Origin of the sequence: Flavobacterium luteum, from assembly GCF_008806775.1 — a bacterium.
Taxonomy (GTDB): Bacteria; Bacteroidota; Bacteroidia; order Flavobacteriales; family Flavobacteriaceae; genus Flavobacterium; species Flavobacterium luteum.
Genome location: NZ_WAEM01000002.1, coordinates 393,795 through 413,369, shown reverse-complemented (window position 1 = coordinate 413,369; position 19,575 = coordinate 393,795). Strand labels below are relative to the sequence as shown.

19 protein-coding genes and 2 tRNA genes are annotated in these 19,575 nt (G+C 31.8%); 9 read left to right on the top strand and 12 right to left on the bottom strand.

What is annotated here, in order from left to right; genetic code table 11:
• Positions 1–19 precede the first annotated feature (19 nt).
• Positions 20–104: transfer RNA gene (locus F6464_RS05675), tRNA-Ser, on the top strand.
• Positions 105–160: 56 nt separating this feature from the next.
• On the opposite strand, the gene F6464_RS05670 is transcribed toward F6464_RS05675, so the two are convergent.
• Together F6464_RS05670 and F6464_RS05665 are read right to left on the bottom strand one after the other, a co-directional pair.
• Entirely contained in the window at positions 161–910 is a 750-nt protein-coding gene (locus tag F6464_RS05670) for a uroporphyrinogen-III synthase (protein ID WP_151106833.1), read from the bottom strand.
• Between the two features lie 20 nt (positions 911–930).
• Entirely contained in the window at positions 931–1,596 is a 666-nt protein-coding gene (locus F6464_RS05665) for a DUF4271 domain-containing protein (protein WP_151106832.1), read from the bottom strand.
• Positions 1,597–1,761: 165 nt separating this feature from the next.
• Between F6464_RS05665 and F6464_RS05660 the strand changes: the two genes are divergently transcribed.
• From F6464_RS05660 to F6464_RS05650, 3 genes are read left to right on the top strand one after another with little or no spacing between them, the layout of a single operon-like run.
• Positions 1,762–2,487: a polyprenol monophosphomannose synthase gene (locus F6464_RS05660; protein WP_151106831.1), complete on the top strand. Its 726-nt coding sequence runs from the start codon at positions 1,762–1,764 to the stop codon at positions 2,485–2,487.
• Between the two features lie 41 nt (positions 2,488–2,528).
• Complete coding sequence (locus F6464_RS05655; RefSeq protein ID WP_151106830.1) at positions 2,529–3,872, top strand: dihydroorotase; 1,344 nt, start codon at positions 2,529–2,531, stop codon at positions 3,870–3,872.
• 26 nt (positions 3,873–3,898) lie between these two features.
• Positions 3,899–4,297, top strand: a complete 399-nt coding sequence (locus F6464_RS05650; RefSeq protein WP_151106829.1) for a DUF4296 domain-containing protein — start codon at positions 3,899–3,901, stop codon at positions 4,295–4,297.
• Positions 4,298–4,334: 37 nt separating this feature from the next.
• Here F6464_RS05650 and F6464_RS05645 read toward each other — a convergent pair whose 3' ends face one another.
• Entirely contained in the window at positions 4,335–5,435 is a 1,101-nt protein-coding gene (locus F6464_RS05645) for a DUF4407 domain-containing protein (RefSeq protein ID WP_151106828.1), read from the bottom strand.
• A 174-nt stretch (positions 5,436–5,609) separates the two neighbouring features.
• Between F6464_RS05645 and F6464_RS05640 the strand changes: the two genes are divergently transcribed.
• The gene (locus F6464_RS05640; RefSeq protein ID WP_151106827.1) at positions 5,610–6,851 is read left to right on the top strand and encodes a glycosyltransferase family 4 protein; all 1,242 of its coding nucleotides are present in this window, start codon (positions 5,610–5,612) and stop codon (positions 6,849–6,851) included.
• A gap of 57 nt (positions 6,852–6,908) precedes the next feature.
• Here F6464_RS05640 and F6464_RS05635 read toward each other — a convergent pair whose 3' ends face one another.
• Positions 6,909–8,297, bottom strand: coding sequence for a dipeptidase (locus F6464_RS05635; protein WP_151106826.1), 1,389 nt, complete (start codon positions 8,295–8,297; stop codon positions 6,909–6,911).
• Positions 8,298–8,403: 106 nt separating this feature from the next.
• On the opposite strand from F6464_RS05635, the gene F6464_RS05630 reads away from it, so the two are divergent.
• Positions 8,404–8,485: transfer RNA gene (locus F6464_RS05630), tRNA-Leu, on the top strand.
• A gap of 41 nt (positions 8,486–8,526) precedes the next feature.
• Here the strand turns inward: F6464_RS05630 and F6464_RS05625 are convergent.
• The 3 genes from F6464_RS05625 to F6464_RS05615 all read right to left on the bottom strand — a co-directional run bounded on the left by F6464_RS05625 (position 8,527) and on the right by F6464_RS05615 (position 10,362).
• Positions 8,527–8,844, bottom strand: coding sequence for a 2Fe-2S iron-sulfur cluster-binding family protein (locus F6464_RS05625; RefSeq protein WP_151106825.1), 318 nt, complete (start codon positions 8,842–8,844; stop codon positions 8,527–8,529).
• A 67-nt stretch (positions 8,845–8,911) separates the two neighbouring features.
• The gene (locus F6464_RS05620) at positions 8,912–9,151 is read right to left on the bottom strand and encodes a NifU family protein (RefSeq protein WP_151106824.1); all 240 of its coding nucleotides are present in this window, start codon (positions 9,149–9,151) and stop codon (positions 8,912–8,914) included.
• Between the two features lie 62 nt (positions 9,152–9,213).
• Entirely contained in the window at positions 9,214–10,362 is a 1,149-nt protein-coding gene (locus F6464_RS05615; RefSeq protein ID WP_151106823.1) for an Mrp/NBP35 family ATP-binding protein, read from the bottom strand.
• A gap of 182 nt (positions 10,363–10,544) precedes the next feature.
• Here F6464_RS05615 and F6464_RS05610 point away from each other — a divergent pair, with 182 nt between their 5' ends.
• Positions 10,545–12,059 carry a thioredoxin-like domain-containing protein gene (locus tag F6464_RS05610; protein ID WP_151106822.1) on the top strand — a complete coding sequence of 505 codons (1,515 nt, stop codon included), beginning with the start codon at positions 10,545–10,547 and terminating at the stop codon, positions 12,057–12,059.
• A 5-nt stretch (positions 12,060–12,064) separates the two neighbouring features.
• Here the strand turns inward: F6464_RS05610 and F6464_RS05605 are convergent, their stop codons facing one another.
• The 3 genes from F6464_RS05605 to trmB are packed head-to-tail and all read right to left on the bottom strand — an operon-like array spanning position 12,065 to position 13,702.
• On the bottom strand, positions 12,065–12,388 hold the full coding sequence (locus tag F6464_RS05605) for an MGMT family protein (RefSeq protein WP_151106821.1): 324 nt from the start codon (positions 12,386–12,388) through the stop codon (positions 12,065–12,067).
• A gap of 5 nt (positions 12,389–12,393) precedes the next feature.
• On the bottom strand, positions 12,394–13,026 hold the full coding sequence (locus F6464_RS05600) for a LysE family transporter (RefSeq protein WP_151106820.1): 633 nt from the start codon (positions 13,024–13,026) through the stop codon (positions 12,394–12,396).
• Between the two features lies 1 nt (position 13,027).
• Positions 13,028–13,702: a tRNA (guanosine(46)-N7)-methyltransferase TrmB gene (gene trmB / locus F6464_RS05595; RefSeq protein WP_151106819.1), complete on the bottom strand. Its 675-nt coding sequence runs from the start codon at positions 13,700–13,702 to the stop codon at positions 13,028–13,030.
• Between the two features lie 93 nt (positions 13,703–13,795).
• On the opposite strand from trmB, the gene F6464_RS05590 reads away from it, so the two are divergent.
• On the top strand, positions 13,796–14,875 hold the full coding sequence (locus F6464_RS05590; protein WP_151106818.1) for a glycosyltransferase family protein: 1,080 nt from the start codon (positions 13,796–13,798) through the stop codon (positions 14,873–14,875).
• On the opposite strand, the gene F6464_RS05585 is transcribed toward F6464_RS05590, so the two are convergent.
• On the bottom strand, positions 14,840–15,883 hold the full coding sequence (locus tag F6464_RS05585; RefSeq protein ID WP_151106817.1) for a sensor histidine kinase: 1,044 nt from the start codon (positions 15,881–15,883) through the stop codon (positions 14,840–14,842). The two genes, F6464_RS05590 and F6464_RS05585, sit on opposite strands and share 36 nt — an antisense overlap.
• Entirely contained in the window at positions 15,884–16,570 is a 687-nt protein-coding gene (locus F6464_RS05580) for a response regulator transcription factor (RefSeq protein ID WP_151106816.1), read from the bottom strand. It lies immediately after the preceding gene.
• Between the two features lie 181 nt (positions 16,571–16,751).
• Here F6464_RS05580 and F6464_RS05575 point away from each other — a divergent pair, with 181 nt between their 5' ends.
• Positions 16,752–19,550 (top strand): TonB-dependent receptor, encoded by a 2,799-nt coding sequence (locus tag F6464_RS05575; RefSeq protein ID WP_151106815.1) that lies wholly within the window; start codon positions 16,752–16,754, stop codon positions 19,548–19,550.
• Positions 19,551–19,575 lie beyond the last annotated feature (25 nt).

Sequence of the window (19,575 nt, the reverse complement as noted above, 5' to 3'; positions counted from 1 at the left end):
TTGCATCCTTAAATAAAATAGAGAGGTGGCCGAGTGGCTGAAGGCGCACGCTTGGAAAGCGTGTATATGGCAACATATCGAGGGTTCGAATCCCTTCCTCTCTGCACAAAAAAAATCACGCTTTTGGCGTGATTTTTTTTGTGCAAATTAATGAAATTTTTTATTTTCCTTTATTAGCTTCTGCTATATATTTTTCTAGAGCCATTGTCATAGATGGTGTTTCAGGAGTTGGAGCCAGTATATCTATTCGTAAGCCATGTTCTAAAGCTTCTTTTTGAGTAGTGCTTCCAAAAACAGCAATTCTAGTGTTGTTTTGTTCAAAAGTAGGGAAATTCATGAATAATGATTTAATCCCTGTCGGACTAAAAAAAGCTAAAACATCATAATAAACATCTGCTAAATCAGATAAATCACTAATTACTGTCTTGTAAAAGATAGCTTGAGTCCAATCAACTTTCAGATTATTTAATGTTTGAGGGGCGTCTGCATTTAATTGATCTGAAGCAGGTAATAAAAACTTCTCGTCCTTATATTTTTTAATTAGAGGAGCCATGTCTGCAAAGTCTTTCTGGCCAACGTAGATTTTGCGTTTTCTGTAAACGACATACTTTTGAAGGTAAAAAGCCACCGCTTCTGATTGGCAAAAATATTTCAACCCTTCAGGAACTTTATAACGCATCTCGTCAGCCACTCTAAAAAAGTGATCTACTGAATTTTTGCTAGTTAATATAATTGCAGTATAGTTATTAAGGTCAATCTTCTGTAGCCTAACGTCTTTTGCATTAACTCCTTCTACATGAATGAAAGGTCTGAAATCAACTTTTACTTTATGTTTTTGTTGTAGCTCAAAGTATGGCGAATTCTCTACTTTAGGCTCTGGCTGTGACACCAAAATTGTTTTCACTTTCATATTTGACATTTTCTAATCTGCTAACTTTTTGTAAACCAATAATAGATAAAATAGTACGGTGCTATTTCAAGAGCGCAAAGATATAAAATAAAATAAAACAACTTACCAAATATTAAATTTTGATAGTTTTTTAAAGAAAGTATATAAGTAACGACGTTAATTATTAAAACAGTAGCAATAAAAAACAAAATTAAGAATTTTGATGAATTATTGTTATAAAAAAGAATAACGTCAATTGGAAGGATTAATAATCCAATATAAGTTCTATAACTTACTTTTTGTAAATTGTATAGCTCAATGAATTCTTCTATATCAAAAGAAGTGGATATTATCTTTTCTAACAAGAATTTCGATAAAATAAAAAAAAGTATTAAAGTAGTTATTTGTATAAATACAATCCAATCTGTTTTTGAAACAAATCCAAAATGATGAAGAGTTAATTGTATAAAAAACGATAACGAAACTACTTGTACAAAAAACAAAATTATAGTAAAACCACTCAACAAAAGAGAACTGTCCCTGTAGATTTTTAGATACTTATCTGAAACAATTAATTTTAAGAATTCGATAAAACGAATTTCAAAAACGGATTTTGTAAATGCAATTAATGCAAAGGCAACTACAAATAGTATAGTAGCCCAATCTTTATTATCTAATACTCGAGGATGAAATACAATTTCGTTCATAGTGATGGCAAAATTACTAAATTATTCTGTTATTTATTCTCTTGTTTTAAGGTTTATAAAAATGGGTTTGTATAGTAATTGAAAGTTTATTTTGTTAAAATTTAAAGTTTTATTAATAGTCAACTGCTATAAAAAGTTTATTTTTGCGTTAAATTTTTTTAGATCATGTTTGATTCTGTTGTCATAATTCCAACTTATAACGAAATTGAAAATATAGAAAGTATTGTCAGGACTGTTCTTTCTTTACACAAACAGTTTCATGTTTTAATTATTGACGATAATTCACCAGATCATACTGCAGACAGGGTAATAGAATTACAAAAAGAGTTTCAAGGAAAACTATTTTTAGAAAAAAGAGAAAAAAAAGCAGGGTTAGGAACCGCATATGTTCATGGCTTTAAATGGGCACTTAGCAGAAAATACGACTATATTTTTGAAATGGATGCTGATTTTTCGCACAACCCAGCCGATTTAGAAAAACTATATGAAGCGTGTCATTTCAATACTGCAGACATGGCTATTGGCTCAAGATATGTAACTGGAGTTAATGTTGTAAACTGGCCTTTAAACCGAGTTTTAATGTCTTATTTCGCATCAGTTTATGTAAAATTGATTACTGGAATGAAAATTCATGATGCCACGGCTGGATTTATCTGCTACAAAAGGATTGTTCTGGAAACGGTCAATATTGATAAAATTAGATTTATTGGATATGCTTTTCAAATAGAAATGAAATATAGAACGTATCTGAAAAAATTTCAAATTACAGAAGTTCCAATTATTTTTACCGATAGAACAAAAGGTCAGTCAAAAATGAGTAATTCAATTATTACGGAAGCCGTTTTTGGGGTAATAGCATTACGAATTAGAAAATTTTTCAATCAAATATAAAAGTAACGACTACTTTTTACATTTAAGAAAGTAAAAAATAAATGAATCGGATTTTAATAAAGAATGCCAAAATAGTTAATGAAGGCCTCATCTTTCAAGGAGACGTTTTAATTGAAGACGAATATATTGTTGAAATTGCTGAAACAATCAGCGCAAAATCAGCAACAACAAAAATTATTGATGCTGAGGGAAACTATTTAATACCTGGTGCTATTGATGATCAAGTGCATTTTAGAGAACCAGGGCTTACTCACAAAGGTGATATTGCATCTGAATCTAGAGCAGCTGTTGCTGGTGGAATCACATCCTATATAGAACAACCCAACACCGTCCCTAATGCAGTAACTCAAGAATTACTTGAAGAGAAATACCAATTAGCAGCAGGGAAATCATTTGCCAATTATTCTTTTATGATGGGCGGAACAAATGATAACTTAGAAGAAATTTTAAAAACAAATCCTAGAAATGTTGCAGGTCTTAAACTTTTCTTAGGGTCTTCAACAGGTGATATGTTGGTGGATAGTTCTGAGTCATTAGAAAAGATATTTTCAAGTACAAAATTGTTGATTGCAGTTCACAGTGAAGATGAATTGACTGTAAAAGCCAATCTTGAAAAATACAAGTTAGAATATGGAGATGATATTCCAGTTAAATTTCATCCTGAAATCAGAAGTGTAGAGGCATGCTATAAGTCGACTGTTAAAATAATTGGATTAGCTAAAAGGACAGGTGCTCGTTTGCATGTATTTCACATTTCTACAGCTAAAGAATTAGACTTATTTACTAATAAAATTCCATTAGAGAAAAAGCAAATTACAGCCGAAGTTTGTATTCATCATTTATGGTTTTCAGATGAAGATTATGAAACCAAAGGCAATTTAATAAAATGGAATCCGGCTGTAAAAACTAAAAACGATCGAAAAGCACTTTGGGAGGCCTTAATAGATGGTCGAATTGACGTAGTAGCAACCGATCATGCTCCGCATACATTAGAGGAAAAGAAAAACCCTTACACAAAAGCGCCTTCAGGAGGACCTTTAGTTCAACACGCAGTAGTAGCGATGTTCGAAGCCTATCATCAAGGTAAAATTTCTATTGAAAAAATTGTTGAAAAAATGGCTCATAATCCTGCTAAAATTTTTAAAATTGAAAAACGAGGATTTATAAAAGTAGGTTTTTATGCTGATTTAGTGATTGTAAATATAGGCCTACCATGGAGTGTAAAAAAAGAAAATATTTTAGCAAAATGTGGATGGTCTCCTTTTGAAGGGTTTACTTTTAAATCGAGAATTACACATACTTTTGTCAATGGGCAATTAGTGTACAACAATTTTAAAGTAAAAGAGACCCCTCAAGGACAACGATTATTGTTTGAAAGAGAATAGTTAGTGACGCAAATTCAATATTTAATATGAAAAATTTTTTGGCTATACTTTCATCGATTACTCTGTTTATAAGTTGCAAAGACCATGCTTTTAGCAAGCCTGATGGACTTATAGAAGAAGATAAAATGGTTGCTATTTTTTATGACTTAGCAATCATTGAGGGAATGAAGTCGCAAAACCCATCTGACTTTCAAAGTTTTAGATCAAATGATTTTATATATAAAAAATATAAAATAGATAGTCTTCAATTTGCAAAAAGCACAAAATATTATTCATCAGACATTACAAATTATAAAAAAATACTGAATGAAGTAAGCCAAAAAATTGAAAGCCAAAAAAAACATATAGATTCTATAATTAGTAAAAATCCTAAAAAAGGAGTCTTGCCTAAAATTGAAAAAAAAGAGGAACAATTTGTTAGATAGAACAATAAAATCTAATTCAATTTTATTTAAGTTAACTTTATAAAGTTCTCTTTTGCTTTTCTAAAAAACCATTGGCTTGCAATTCTAACAATTCAGAAGCTTTAGAACGTTGCAAGTCATACAGTTTTTTATCCTTAGCAATATCTTCATATACCTTGTCGTGCATAACAGCACTGGTTTGAATTAGTAAATTTCGTTGGTAATTATTTTGAGTTAAAGTTGATTTTAAAGCAGTTTCTAAATCTTCTAATTTATAATCGTATTCACCTTTTGGAGAAAGTAATTTAGCAATTATTGGCGAAGTTTCAATGGCTAAAAACAACAACATAATGAATAAAGAAGGAAGTAATGGTAATTTATTTAGCGCATTTATTCTGGCCATCAACCCATCAAAAGCGTCAATTACAGGCTGTGTATCTGTCACTTTTTTATCTAAATCTAATTGAAGACTTATCGCTTTTTTGTCATTTAAAGCAATTTTTTCAAAATTGATTTTTCGGATAGAATCTAGTTCAGAATAGGCTAAATTATGTTTGGCAATTTTTTCTTTAAAAACTGGGCCTTTACCTAATTTCATAGTGCCTTTTGTTCCCTCTGCTTCTGATATATATGTCTCATAAAGCGAATTGACTTCTTTTTCTTTATTTGCAATTTCAGCTTTTAATTTACTTGTTTCAGTTTTGTTTTTGTCTAAATCCGATTTAAAATAATTAGTGACTTCTTTTTTGTTATTTAAAGCCATTGCATTTTTTTCTTTCAATAAAACAGTATTGATTTCTTTTTCGAAAATTTTAATTTCTAATGGTTTTGAAATCACTATAGCAATTATAATTGCCAAAATAATCCTTGGAGATGCTTGTAAAAACCCACTACTAAAACGATCTCTTTTTCTAATCGTGGAAACTATAAACCGATCCAAATTAAAAATTAATAATCCCCAAACTATTCCAAAGCCCATAGCAATATAAGGATTGTCAAAAACAGTAAATAGTGCGTAACTACTGGCAATAAAAGCCATAACTGCAGTAAAAAAAACAGTAGCTCCAATACCAACATATTTAGTTTTTTCGCCTTGGGAGCAACCTTCAAGGAGGTTTTTGTCGGCTCCAGAACACATGATAAAAAAAGTTTGTAACATGATGATTGATTTTTGATTGATTTGTATAGATTAGTACAATTTTAACGCCAAAAGTTACCAAATGGCATAAAATGGTGATTTGTTTTAAGCTAACTCGAATAATTTTTTACTATTTCTAGTCTGTTTTTAACCTTAAAATAGTCTTATTTTGCATAACTTTTCAAATCATTTTCGATGCAACAAAAAATTCTAATAATTGGTTTTGTTTGGCCTGAACCTAATTCTTCTGGAGCTGGAACTCGAATGATACAGCTTATAGAGCTTTTTTTAGAACAACAATGGGAAATTACTTTTGCAAGTGCTGTAGCCGACAGTGAATTTATGTTTGATGTTACTAGCATTGGTGTGAAAAAAGTTGCTATTGCCCTTAACGACTCCAGTTTTGATGCTTTTCTAAAAGATTTAAACCCAACTATAGTATTGTTTGATCGATTTATAGTCGAAGAACAATTTGGTTGGCGTGTTGCCGAAAACTGCCCAAATGCACTTCGAATATTAGACACTATAGACCTGCATACTTTGCGATTGGCTCGTCAGAAAGCGAGTAAAGAGAGAAAAAAATTTCAAACATCCGATTTGTTTTCTGATACCGCAAAAAGAGAAATAGCAAGTATTTTGCGGTGTGATATTTCTTTATTGATTTCTGAAATTGAAATTGAAATACTTCAAAAAAACTTTAAAATAGACCCTAAAATACTCTATTATCTTCCTTTTTTAGTAGATACTATAGATGAGAAAACTATTGAAAATTTCCCAAAGTTTCATGAACGAAAGGATTTTATATTTATTGGTAATTTTCTACATGAACCCAATTGGAATGCTGTTCAGTTTTTAAAAGAATCTATTTGGCCATTCATTCACGAACAATTGCCTGAAGTTTCGTTATTGATTTACGGAGCCTATCCTTCGCAAAAAGTTTTTCAATTGCACAAACCCGATGAACGTTTTTTGGTTTTTGGCAGAGCCGACAATGCAGCTGAGGTTGTAAAAAAAGCACGGATAGTTTTGGCGCCTGTGCGTTTTGGTGCTGGTGCAAAAGGCAAGCTCATTGAAGCCATGCAATGCGGAACACCAAGTATTGCAACTACTATAGGAGCAGAATCTATGCATGGTAACTTACCATGGAACGGCATTATTGCCGATGACGCACAAGATATTGCAAAAGCAGCAATACAATTGTATCAAGAAGAAGCACTTTGGCATGAAGCCCAACAAAATGGTATTGAAATTATAAATCAAAGGTACAGTAAGTCTCTTTTTGGCTTTGATTTTATAAATCACATTTTATCGATTCAAGGAATCATAGAACAACATCGAATGGATAACTTTATGGGAGCAATTCTTTTACATCATACTTTATCGAGTACCAAATATATGTCTCGATGGATTGAGGAGAAGAATAAAAAACTCACTTAGTACAACTTGATTTGTTTTACGCGACTTGTAAAAAACTTTGTGTACTTTGAGGTAACGTCATTTACTTAACTCTACAAAATATTTATAAAATAAAGGAATAGTTTCAATTCCTTTTAAGTAATTAAAAATTCCAAAATGCTCATTAGGTGAATGAATCGCATCAGAATCCAAACCAAATCCCATCAAGATAGTTTTTGATTTCAATTCTTTTTCGAACAAAGCCACTATTGGAATACTCCCGCCAGAACGGACTGGAATTGCTGGCACTCCAAAGGTTTCTGTATAGGCTTTATTTGCGGCTTTGTAACCAATGCTATCTATAGGAGTAACATATCCTTGACCGCCATGATGCGGTTTTACTTTTACGGTAACTCCAGCAGGAGCAATACTAATGAAATGTTTGGTAAACAATTCAGTAATAGCTTCCCAATCCTGATCAGGCACCAAACGCATCGATATTTTAGCATAAGCTTTGCTGGCAATAACTGTTTTTGCTCCTTCGCCAGTGTATCCGCCCCAAATTCCATTTACATCTAATGTTGGACGAATTGAATTTCTTTCGTTGGTAACATAGCCGCTTTCGCCATAAACAGTTTCAATATCTAATGCTTTTTTGTAATTATCTAAACTGAAAGGAGCTTTTGCCATTTCAGCTCTTTCTTCTGAAGATAATTCTTCAACGTTATCATAAAAACCAGGAATAGTAATATGATTGTTTTCATCATGAAGTGAAGCTATCATTTTTGCCAATACATTTATTGGGTTTGCCACAGCTCCACCATATAATCCAGAATGTAAATCTCTATTTGGCCCTGTAACTTCTACTTCCACATAACTCAATCCCCGTAAACCGGTTGTAATTGATGGTTGTTGATTTGATATCATTCCTGTATCAGAAATTAAAATTACATCGCAGCTTAGTTTACTTTGATTGCGTTCTACAAACCAACTTAAACTTTTAGAGCCTATTTCTTCTTCCCCCTCAATCATAAATTTGACATTGCAAGGCAAAGAATTAGAATGTATCATGTACTCAAAAGCCTTTATATGCATGTACATTTGTCCTTTATCATCACAAGAACCGCGGGCAAAGATAGCGCCTTCAGGGTGAATTTCAGTAGTTTTAATTACAGGTTCAAAAGGGGGCGAAGTCCAAAGTTCTAATGGGTCTGGAGGTTGTACATCGTAATGCCCGTATACCAAAACTGTTGGTAGGTTTTTGTCAATAATATGTTCTCCAAAAACTATTGGGTAACCTGGCGTATCGCAAATTTCTACAAAATTACAACCTGCGTTTTCTAAACTTACTTTTACCGCATCGGCAGTAAGTATAACGTCATGCGAATAGGCAGTATCGGCACTAACAGAAGGGATTTTTAATAATTCTATTAATTCATTAATGAATCGGTCTTTATGCTCTTGTACGTATGTTTTTATAGGACTCATAAGTTACTTTATTTATACTATCAAAAGTACAAAAAAGAGAATAATTATTTTTCGAAAAAATTCCTTTGAAAGTTAGAAGATATGATTATATTTGCAGTCATATTTCGCGGATATGGTGAAATTGGTAGACATGCCAGACTTAGGATCTGGTGCCGCAAGGCGTGTAGGTTCGAGTCCTATTATCCGCACAAAAAAACCGTTTTAAAATTTTAAAACGGTTTTTTTATTTTTAATACTCAGGAGCCAATTCTAACTCTAATCCTTCTAAACTTTCTGTTATTGGAATTTGACATCCAAGTCGGCTATTGGGTTTTACATAAAAAGCTTCTGAAAGCATGGCTTCTTCATCTTCTCCCATTTCAGGCAATGACACATCATTTAATACATAGCACTGACACGAAGCACACATAGCCATACCTCCACAAGTGCCCTCAACGGGAAGCTCATAGGCTTTACACAATTCCATGATATTCATTGCCATATCTGTTGGTGCTTGCAATTCATGAATTACTCCTTCTCTATCTTTTATTTTTATTAATATGTCCATAATGTTTACTTTAAGCTGCTAACGAAAGTTATCAACTTGAATGTTTTGAATTAAGTTAGGATTATTTTTAAAGAATATTCACGACAGTTTCTATTTGTGGAGCAAACTTTTTTATAGTAGTTTCAACACCGGCTCTGAGTGTCATTTGGTTTACACTACAACTGGTACAAGCCCCTTCTAGACGCACTTTTACATGTTTGTTGTCTTCTATAGAAATGAGTGAAATGTCTCCTCCATCAGAATTTAAAAAAGGTCTAATTTCGTCTAGTGCTTTCAGTACGTTACTTGTTAATTCTTCTGTTGTCATGGTATTCGATTTTAGTATTTTTTGATTGTTGGATTATCTTTAAAAGTAAATTCCTTTACAATCTATTTTTTACCTTTAACAGCTGAACAACCAGCCATTGTAGTTATTTTAACTGCTTCTGTAGGAGGTAAATTCTCGTTTCTGCTCACTACTTCCTGAACCACATTTCGAGTAATTTCTTCAAAAACGGTTTCAATTACTGAACCAGTTTGCATAGCTGCAGGGCGTCCGTAATCTCCCGCTTCACGAATGGATTGAACAATAGGAACTTCTCCTAAGAAAGGTACTTGTAAATCTTCGGCTAAATTTTTAGCGCCTTCTTTGCCAAAAATATAATATTTATTGCTTGGCAATTCCTCTGGGGTAAAATAGGCCATGTTTTCTATAATTCCAAGAACGGGAACATTTATGGCATCAGACATAAACATAGAAACCCCTTTTTTAGCATCGGCTAAAGCTACTGCTTGAGGTGTACTAACAACTACAACACCAGTTATAGGTAACGATTGTACTATCGATAGATGAATATCACCAGTGCCTGGGGGTAAGTCTAATAACATAAAATCCAGTTCGCCCCAATCAGCATCAAAAATCATTTGATTTAATGCTTTTGAAGCCATTGGTCCTCGCCAAATTACAGCCTGACTAGGAGCTGTAAAAAATCCTATGGAAAGTATTTTTATGCCGTAACTTTCTACTGGTTTCATTTTTGATTTTCCGTCAACAGCAACCGAAACTGGTTTTGCAGACTCTACATCAAACATAATAGGCATAGACGGTCCGTAAATATCAGCGTCTAAAATCCCTACAGAAAATCCCATTTTTGCTAATGTTACTGCTAAATTTGCAGTAACTGTAGACTTTCCTACCCCACCTTTTCCTGAGGCTACTGCGATAATGTTTTTTATACTAGGAATATTTTTCCCCTTAATAGTATTAGCATCAGTAGTAGTTTTTGGAGCCGCTTCGATTTTAATATTTACTTTTACTTTTGCATCAGCATATACTAAGTCCTGAATCGTTTTTCTAATATCGTCTTCAGCTCTTTTTTTGATGTGCATGGCTGGTGTTGTTAAAACCAAATCAACAACAACTTCATCGGCAAAAGTCACCACATTTGTTACCGCACCACTTTCTACCATATTTTTTCCTTCACCAGCTACAGTAATTGTTTCTAAAGCTTTAAGAATGTCTTTCTTTTCTATTTTCATAACCTGATTCTTGTCTTAATTTAGACTTATTTTAGATTGCAAATATAATACGAATTCTTTTGAAATAACAGTTAAAGGATTCAAAATATTTTGAATGTTAAATGAAATAAAACGATGTTGTTCAATTTTAAATTTTACGCTATTTTTGAAAATTATTTTGTACATTAAAAGCAGTTACAATTATGAAAAAATTATTTTTATCCTTTATTGTTGTTTTATTTTCATCATCAATTCATGCGCAAGAAGTGCATGAAATTAAAATTAATTTAAAGAATTGCAATGACACCTTAGTTTACCTTACGTTTTATCAATTTGATAAAAACATGATTGCCGATACTTGCAAGAATATAAAGAATGGGAAAATTATTTTTAAAGGGAAAAAGAAATTAGAAAAAGGAGTTTATTCCCTAGTAAGTCAAGCCAAATCCATCTATTTTGATTTTTATATAGATGATGAAAATCAAACAATGACTTTAAATAGTGATCTTTCTAACAATGCCTCTTCTGATTTAAGTAGCCCAACCTCTAAACGTGAAAACGATTTTTTTGAATATGTAAAATACATCAATACTCAAAAAAAAGAATTTAACGATTTGAAAATTAAAACCAAAGGCATGACAAAGGCAGACTCTACTGCTTTTATGACTACAAAACAAAAAAAATTAAACGACAATATTGTTGCTTATGAAGAGAACTTCTACGAACAAAATAAAGGAAGTTTTATAGGTGAAGTACTTAATTTAAAAATTGAAAAAGTCCTTAAAGAAATCCCCAAAGCTTCAAATGGCAGACCTGATAGTGTTGCCGTTTTTAATTACTATAAAAACCATTATTGGGATAACGTCGATTTTAAAAATGACGGGTTAATACGTTCTCCATTTTTTGCACCTAAATTGAAACGCTATTTTGAAAATCTAGTTACCATACATCCCGACTCTGCTAGTGTTGCCGTTGACCGAATTATGAGTAAAACAGCTCCAAATAGTATCATGTACAAGTTACTATTAGCTCATTTTACATCTACTTATGAAACTTCAAAACTAATGGGTTTTGACAAGGTATTTGTACATATTTCTGATACTTATTTTAAAACGGGCAAAGCCAATGAACTATATAATGACGACAATATTGTAAAAAATATAATTAACCGTGCTGATCTTTTAAGACCTATTTTATTAGGGAAAATTGCCCCCGACATCCCTATGATTCCAATAGAAGAAGGCGATAAAATTGCTAAAATGGGTTTTGAATCGGCAAAAACAAGTGAAGAAGCTACTAAAATATTTTATGCCAATAGCGCCGAAATACAGAAAACTTTTTTAAGATTACATTCGGTACAAGCAGACTTTCTAATTCTTGTTTTTTGGGATGTCGATTGTGGGCATTGCCAAACAGAAATTCCAAAATTGCTAGAAGTATATCATGATTTACTCAAGGAAAATAAAAATGTAAAAGTTTTTGGTGTTTATACCCAACATGATATTGAGAAATATAAAAAATATGTTGCTGATAAAAAGCTAGATTGGATTAATGTTTATGACGGAGCACATTATACCGATTTGAAAACAAAATACGATATTTATTCGACACCTGTTATTTACCTGTTAGACCGAAATAAAATGATTAAAGCAAAAAGAATAGGAGTAGAACAGATAAAAGACATAATAAAAGTTATAGAAAACGAGGATAAAGAATAAATAAACTAAGAAATCATTTCAGGCTCCCAAAAATGGTTCTTAAAATCTACAATCTGGTTGTTTATAACTGTAACACCTTCATTTTCTAGAAGTTGTTGCATCAAATTGGTTCCGTCAAAATGATGTTTTCCTGTCAATAATCCGTTTCTGTTTACCACACGATGTGCAGGTACATCCTCGAGATTATGGCAAGCATTCATTGCCCAACCTACCATTCTTGCAGAGCGAGCGGTTCCTAAAACTTTTGCAATAGCACCATAGGAAGTTACTTTTCCGTAAGGAATTTGTCTGGCAACGGCATATACTCTTTCAAAAAAATTAACTTCCAAATTTTTTAATAATAGTATTTGAAAATATTAAACAAAGTGACCAATGCGATGACTCCTGTAATTGACCCTATAATTTTATTCATGTTTTTGAAGAAAAAATCGGTTTTATTTTCAATTTTTTTAAAAAAAGCGATATAATAATAAAACACTAAGAAAGAGCCTAAGAGCACACCAATAAGGAATAAAGATATGGAAGTTTTTTCGAAAATAAAAAGGCGATAAGACGATAAAGATATAGTAACAAAAACATAATAAGGAACAGGGAAAAAGTTTAGCGCCGAGAGTAACATACCAAGAAAAAAACGATTCGTTTTGCTTCTCATTTTAATTTCTTCTTTTTTAATTTTTGGCTTTTTAGCAAGTGCAAAAAAATAAATGGTTAAAAACAAGAATATAGCAAACCCAATTTCTCTTAGTAAGATAACCACATCGGGTCTAGAATCGATAAAACGAGCAAAAAGAATAGCCGTTAAGGTTTGAAAAAAAATGATGATTACCGCTCCAGATATAAAAAGCATTGCTCGTTCTCGTCCGTCTCGAATACTGACTTTTGCAGCAGTCATGTTTATTAACCCTGGAAGAGCTATGCCAATGGCTGCTGAAATAAATCCGAAAAAAAGCGGCAAAACAAAATTCATCCTACTTAATTTTGAAACGAATATACGTTATTGCTTTGTTAATTTGCAAATATTGTTTTTCATAAAACGTCTGAATAGCAGTTACTTCTTCAGGAGATCCCTCATTTACATAAACATTATGATTGGCGTATAAAACCTCATGACCTTCTCCATGAAGTAATCCTAAAGTATACCCATGCATGAATTCACTGTCGGTTTTAAGATTCATGATGCCATCAGGTTTGAGAATTTTTTTATACAATTGCAAAAATTCTGAATTGGTCATTCGGTGTTTGGTTCGTTTGTATTTAATTTGCGGGTCGGGGAAAGTGATCCAAATTTCATCGATTTCATTTTCGGCAAAAATAAAATCTATTAATTCTATTTGAGTTCTTATAAAAGCTACGTTATGCAAACCGTCATCAACAGCTGTTTTTGCTCCACGCCAGAATCGCGCTCCTTTGATATCAATTCCAATAAAATTTTTATCAGGATATTTTTCGGCTAAACCAACGGAGTATTCTCCTTTTCCACAACCCAATTCTAAAACTAAAGGATTGTTGTTTTTGAAAAATTCAGCGTTCCATTTTCCTTTTAGCGGAAAAGAACCCGAAACCACTTCTTCTCTTGTTGGTTGAAAAACATTTTCGAATGTTTCGTTTTCCTTGAATCTTTTTAACTTATTTTTACTTCCCACGATTTAATTTAATGTTTTCACAAAATTAAGGAAATATACAAGACTAGAAATGTTTTTATCTTGCAGTTTTAAAAATAGACGCATAACAAACAAATGAATTTACCAATACCTTCTAAAAATATTTTAGTCGCTCCACTAAACTGGGGTTTAGGTCATGCTACACGTTGTATTCCTATTATAAAAGCATTGGAAGAAAATGGATTTACGCCAATAATTGCTTCAGATGGAGTGGCGCTAGCTATGTTACAAAAAGAGTTTCCCCATCTTCAAGCCTTAGAATTGCCTTCTTACGAAATTGAATATGCTAAAAATGGCGCCAATTTTAAGTGGAAAATGCTTAGAAATACTCCAAAAATGATAGAAGCTATTTTAGACGAAAAAAAAATAGTAAAAAAATGGGTAAAAGAATTTAATTTAACCGGAATCATCTCAGACAACAGGCTAGGAGTTTTTAATAAAAAAGTACAATCTGTTTTTATTACGCATCAATTGAATGTTTTGACGGGTAATACAACTTGGTTAACCAGTATGCTACACCAACAAGCTATTGATAAATTTGATGAATGTTGGGTGCCCGATTTTGAAGACGAACCAAATTTAACAGGTAAATTAGGTCATATGAAAAAAGAACTTTTAAAGGTAAAATACATTGGGCCTTTGAGTCGTTTTGAAAGAAAGGAGTTGCCAATTCAATATGATTTAATGGTAATATTATCAGGGCCTGATCCTCAACGTGGAATACTTGAGGAAATTCTATCGAAAAAATTGTTGGATTATAAAGAAAGAGTAATTTTTATTAAAGGAAAAGTGGAAAGTGTTCAAACTAAAGAACAAGTAGGAAACATATTGTATTATAACTTCATGACATCTAATGAATTAGAACAAGCTTTTAACGAAAGTAAAGTAGTGCTTTGCCGATCAGGATATACCACCATTATGGATTTAGCAAAGCTAAGAAAAAAAGCTTTTTTTATTCCTACTCCGGGGCAATACGAACAAGAGTATCTAGCTCGAAAATTAAAAAAGATAGGTTTGGTTCCTTATGCAAAACAAGAGAATTTTAATTTAGAAGATTTAGCAGAAATTTTAGTATATAAAGGCTTACAAATAGAAGAAAAACCCATTCATTGGAAGAATTTATTTTGCCTTTTTAAGAGTGAAGGAAAACTCTGAGCCAACTCCAAATTCGCTTTCTATGTAAATGCGTTCCTGATGGGCTTCTATAATATGCTTTACAATTGAAAGTCCAAGACCAGATCCGCCTTGACTTCTTGCACCACTTTTGTCCACTCTAAAAAAGCGTTCAAAAAGGCGCGAAATATTTTTGGCTTCAATGCCCTCACCGTTGTCTTTTACACGAACTATCACTTTATCATCAGTAAGATTTTCTATACTTACCTCGGTTGAACCTTTTTCTTTTCCGTATTTTATAGAGTTTACTACTAAATTTATTACAACTTGTTCTATTTTTTCCCGATCACCTATAACCATAATAGGCTTGTTATACTTCATGTCAAATAGAAGTAAAATATCCTTTTTAGAAGCTTCCATTTCAAGTAAGTCAAAAACATTTTGAACTAAACTTACGATATTAAACGGAACCATTTCAATATTTAAATCACCCGCTTCTAGCTTAGTAATCATATCTAAATCTTGAACAATATAAATCAAACGCTCAACACCCTTTTCTGCTCGTTCTAAATATTTTTTTCGAATGGTTTTATCATTCATTCCTCCTTCTAATAGTGTTGATATATATCCTTGAACAGTAAAAAGAGGCGTTTTTAGTTCATGTGAAACATTGCCTAAAAATTCTCGACGGTATTCTTCACGAACTTTAAGCATTTCAATTTCTAACTTTTTATCAGTAGCGAATTTCTTTACTTCTCTTGTAAGAGTTGCCATGTCGGTAGTTATGGGCTGATTTCTAAAGTTGGAGGATTCTAGTAGCGAAACGTCATCGTAAATCTTTTTTACTCTTCTGTAAATAAAATGTTCTACACGATATTGCATTACAAAAAACGAAAATATTGCTATAGCTAATGCAAAACAAAGAATAAATGACAATGAAAACGAAAAAAAAATATAGGTTAAAAGCGCAACTAAACCACTCGAAAAAAGAGTAATATATAAAGAAGAAACTACTGCAAACTTGTATGTGTTTTTAAAACTTATTGTCATTTATACTTCAAACTTATAACCCACTCCTTTTATGGTTTTAAAAAAATCATCACCAATTTTCTCTCTTAATTTTCGAATATGCACATCTATAGTTCTTCCTCCAACAATTACTTCATTACCCCAAACTTTGTCTAGAATTTCTTCTCTTTTAAAGACTTTACCGGGTTTCGAAGCTAATAAATAAAACAATTCAAACTCTTTTCTTGGTAAAACAATTTCGGTACTGTCTTTTATAATTTTATATTCCTCGCGGTTTATTTCTATTCCTCCCACGTTTAGCGTTTCAGAATTTATATTTTCATTTTCTTTCAAACGTCTCAATAGCGCTTTAACTTTACTAACTAATAATTTAGGTTTTATTGGCTTAGTAATATAATCATCGGCTCCAGCATCAAAACCAGCCACTTGTGAATAGTCTTCGCTTCTTGCCGTTAGAAATGTTATAATAACATGATTCAATTCAGGAATTTTTCTAATAGCTTCGCAAGCTTCCATACCATCCATTTCGGGCATCATAACATCCATTATTATAAGATGTGGTAGTTCTTTTTTAGCCTTAGCTATAGCATCTTTACCATTTATAGCAGTTACAATTTGATAGCCTTCTTGAACGAGATTGTAGCCTACAATTTCAAGAATATCTTGTTCGTCATCAACTAATAGAATCTTAATGTCTTTTTTCTTCATGATAGCAAAATTGATTGATTGCGATTGTAAAAGTAAAGATAAAACAATACTAACAAACTTTTTTACACTAATATAATCTCTTAACATTTCCGTAATAATAAAGAAACTTAATAGTAACAAGTTGGTAACATCAACTTTACTTTACAGGCGTTACTTTGCAAAAAATTTAAACAAACTTTACATGAAATTTAACTTTTTATTCATAATCCTAATCATTTGCTCTATTGCAACTGCACAAACTAAAGGAACTGTTTATGGAACTATAACTGACAAAGAAGCAAATAATGCTCCTTTACCTTTTTCGAATGTTGTAATTAAGGGTTCGTCTATAGGGGTAACATCTGATGAAACTGGAAAATATGCTATAAATGTAAACCCTGGAAATTATACTATCATTTTTAGTTTTCTTGGTTACGACAATATTGAAGTTCTTGTTAGCATTGCAGCTGGTGAAAAAATTAATATAAACAAAGCTTTGGGTTCGGGAGGCTATAAATTACAAGATGTTGTAATTAAATCAAATGGCGGAAATAGGGAAAAAGAAACAGCGTTGCTACTTGACCAAAAGAAAGCTGTTGAAATAAAGCAAAGTATTGGTGCTCAAGAAATGGCAAGAAAAGGAATTAGTGATGTTGAAGAAGGACTAACCAAAATAACAGGAATTACTAAAGTGGGTTCGAGAGGTCTATTCGTAAGAGGTTTAGAAGATAGATATAATAATTTATTAATAAATAATCTTGCAGTTCCTTCTAACAATCCGTTTAAGAAAATTATCCCTTTAGATTTAATTCCTACTGATGTTGTTAGTGTTATTGAAACCTACAAGACATTTAATCCAAATATATACGGCGATTTTGCAGGTGCAACTTTTAACTTAGTTACTCTCACGAAACCTTCGAAAAGCATTACGAAATTTAGTATTGGTTCGGGTTTTACAACTAATAACAATATGAGAAATTTTTATTTTGGAAAAAATGTAAATTCTACAAAAGGATTTTTAGGATTTGCAGGAAATAACCGTGATTTGCCATCTGCATATGGGACAACTCCATTTCCAATTGTAACACTAAGTAGAAATGAAGCCGTTAATGCATTTAGTAATGGTTTTGAAATTGAAAAATCTAAAAGCCCTTTAAATTCAAGTGTTGGGATTTTACACGCTGAGAAGTTTAATTTAAAGGACAGCAAATTAAGTTATTTAGTTTCGTTAAACTTCGACAACTCTTACCAGTTTAGAACAGGGGCAGATAGAACCTTACAAGCAGGGAATCCTATTGAGTTTTCAAACAATTTCCAAAAGACAACGTATAGCTATAAAACGAATATTTCCTCTATTTTAGGTTTAAATTTTTCAAACGAAAGATTAAATTTATCTTCTACTTTGTTATATTTAAAATCTACAGATAGTCAAATTATAGATCAATTGGGTTACCAAAACAATCAGCAGGATGTAACAAATTTCTTAATTAGAACCAATCAATTAGACGAGTCAGATTATTTGAATGGACAATTGTTTGGAGAATATTTCTTGACTACAAACAAAAAGCAAAGCGTAAAAGGTGGTTTTTCATTAGCAAAAACAGCTTACGGTCAGCCAGATAGAAATTATTATACAGGTTCTCAAGTTTCAGAAAATCAAATAAATACAAGTTATGGAGGAAATAACTTTTTGAGACAGTTTTTAGATATAGATAGTAAAATGTTTACCTCTGCATTTTTAGAATACAATTTAAAATTTGGGAAAGACCATAAATTATCCTTAGGCTACAATGGCAATCACAATTTTACAACTTCAAAATACCGTTTCATTCAAACGAGCAGGAGCAGAAGAGATTATAATCCAAATTTCGTTTTTAATCCTTTTGAATTGGACAGTCAAATTACTGCGGATTTATTAGATTATAAAATTTCGTTCGAAGAATCGAGTAATGCCAACTGGAAATCTAAACTTGAAGAAACTATCAATGCTGCTTATACCGATTTATTTTACAAATTCTCTGATAAATTTGATGTTAATGCAGGTATTCGTTTTGAAAGTTACGATCGAATAACTAAATTTAAAGATATAGGTAGTTTTGATCAAAAATACATGAAAAAAACAGCAAATGAAGTTTATTTTCTACCGTCATTAAATGCAAAATATTCTCTGAACGAAACAATGAATTTGCGTTTTGCAAGTTCGCTAACCTACACCAAGCCTGTTATCATGGAATCATTTCCAATTTCTATTGTAAATCCTGACGGGACAGTTTATCAAGGAAATCCTTTTATTGAGAACAGTAAAAATTTAAACATTGATGTTAAATATGAAGTTTTCCCTACCAATAAAGAACTTTTTGCAGTAGGAGTCTTTGGGAAAAGTATTGACAAACCAATTGAAAGAACCTTTATAGCCAATCCCGGAACTACAATTCTTTCCTTTTTAAATTCAGATAAAGCAACACTTTATGGAATAGAAGCAGAGTTTTTATTAGATTTTAATCGCATTTCAGAGTCATTAAAAGAGGTGTCATGGGGTTTCAATACTTCTATAATGCAGACTAATGTTAAGGTTCCTAATAAAGTAATAAGTCCATCAGGAAGTTTATCAGAAAGTATAGAAACGCATAGAGATCGTGAACTACAAGGAGCTTCAAAATGGTTAATCAATTCAGATTTAAAATATCAATTTAATTTAAATAAAAATTGGTCAAATACTATTTCTGCTGTTTACTCAGTATTTGGCAAACGAATTTATAGTGTTGGAACTGCAGGGATTGATCACATTTATGAAATGCCAGTAAGTAAACTTGATGTTGTTTTAACTAGTAAGCTATCACAGCATCTGGATTTAAAATTAGGAATAGACAATATTTTAAATCCAAACATACAATTAGAATTAGGAGATAATAATAAAGATCGTTTTATGGGGAATTCAAATACAATTCAAGATTATAAAAGAGGAGTTGGATTCTCGTTTAATTTAAGCTATACCTTATAGTCTAAAATGATTTAAGATTAAAAAA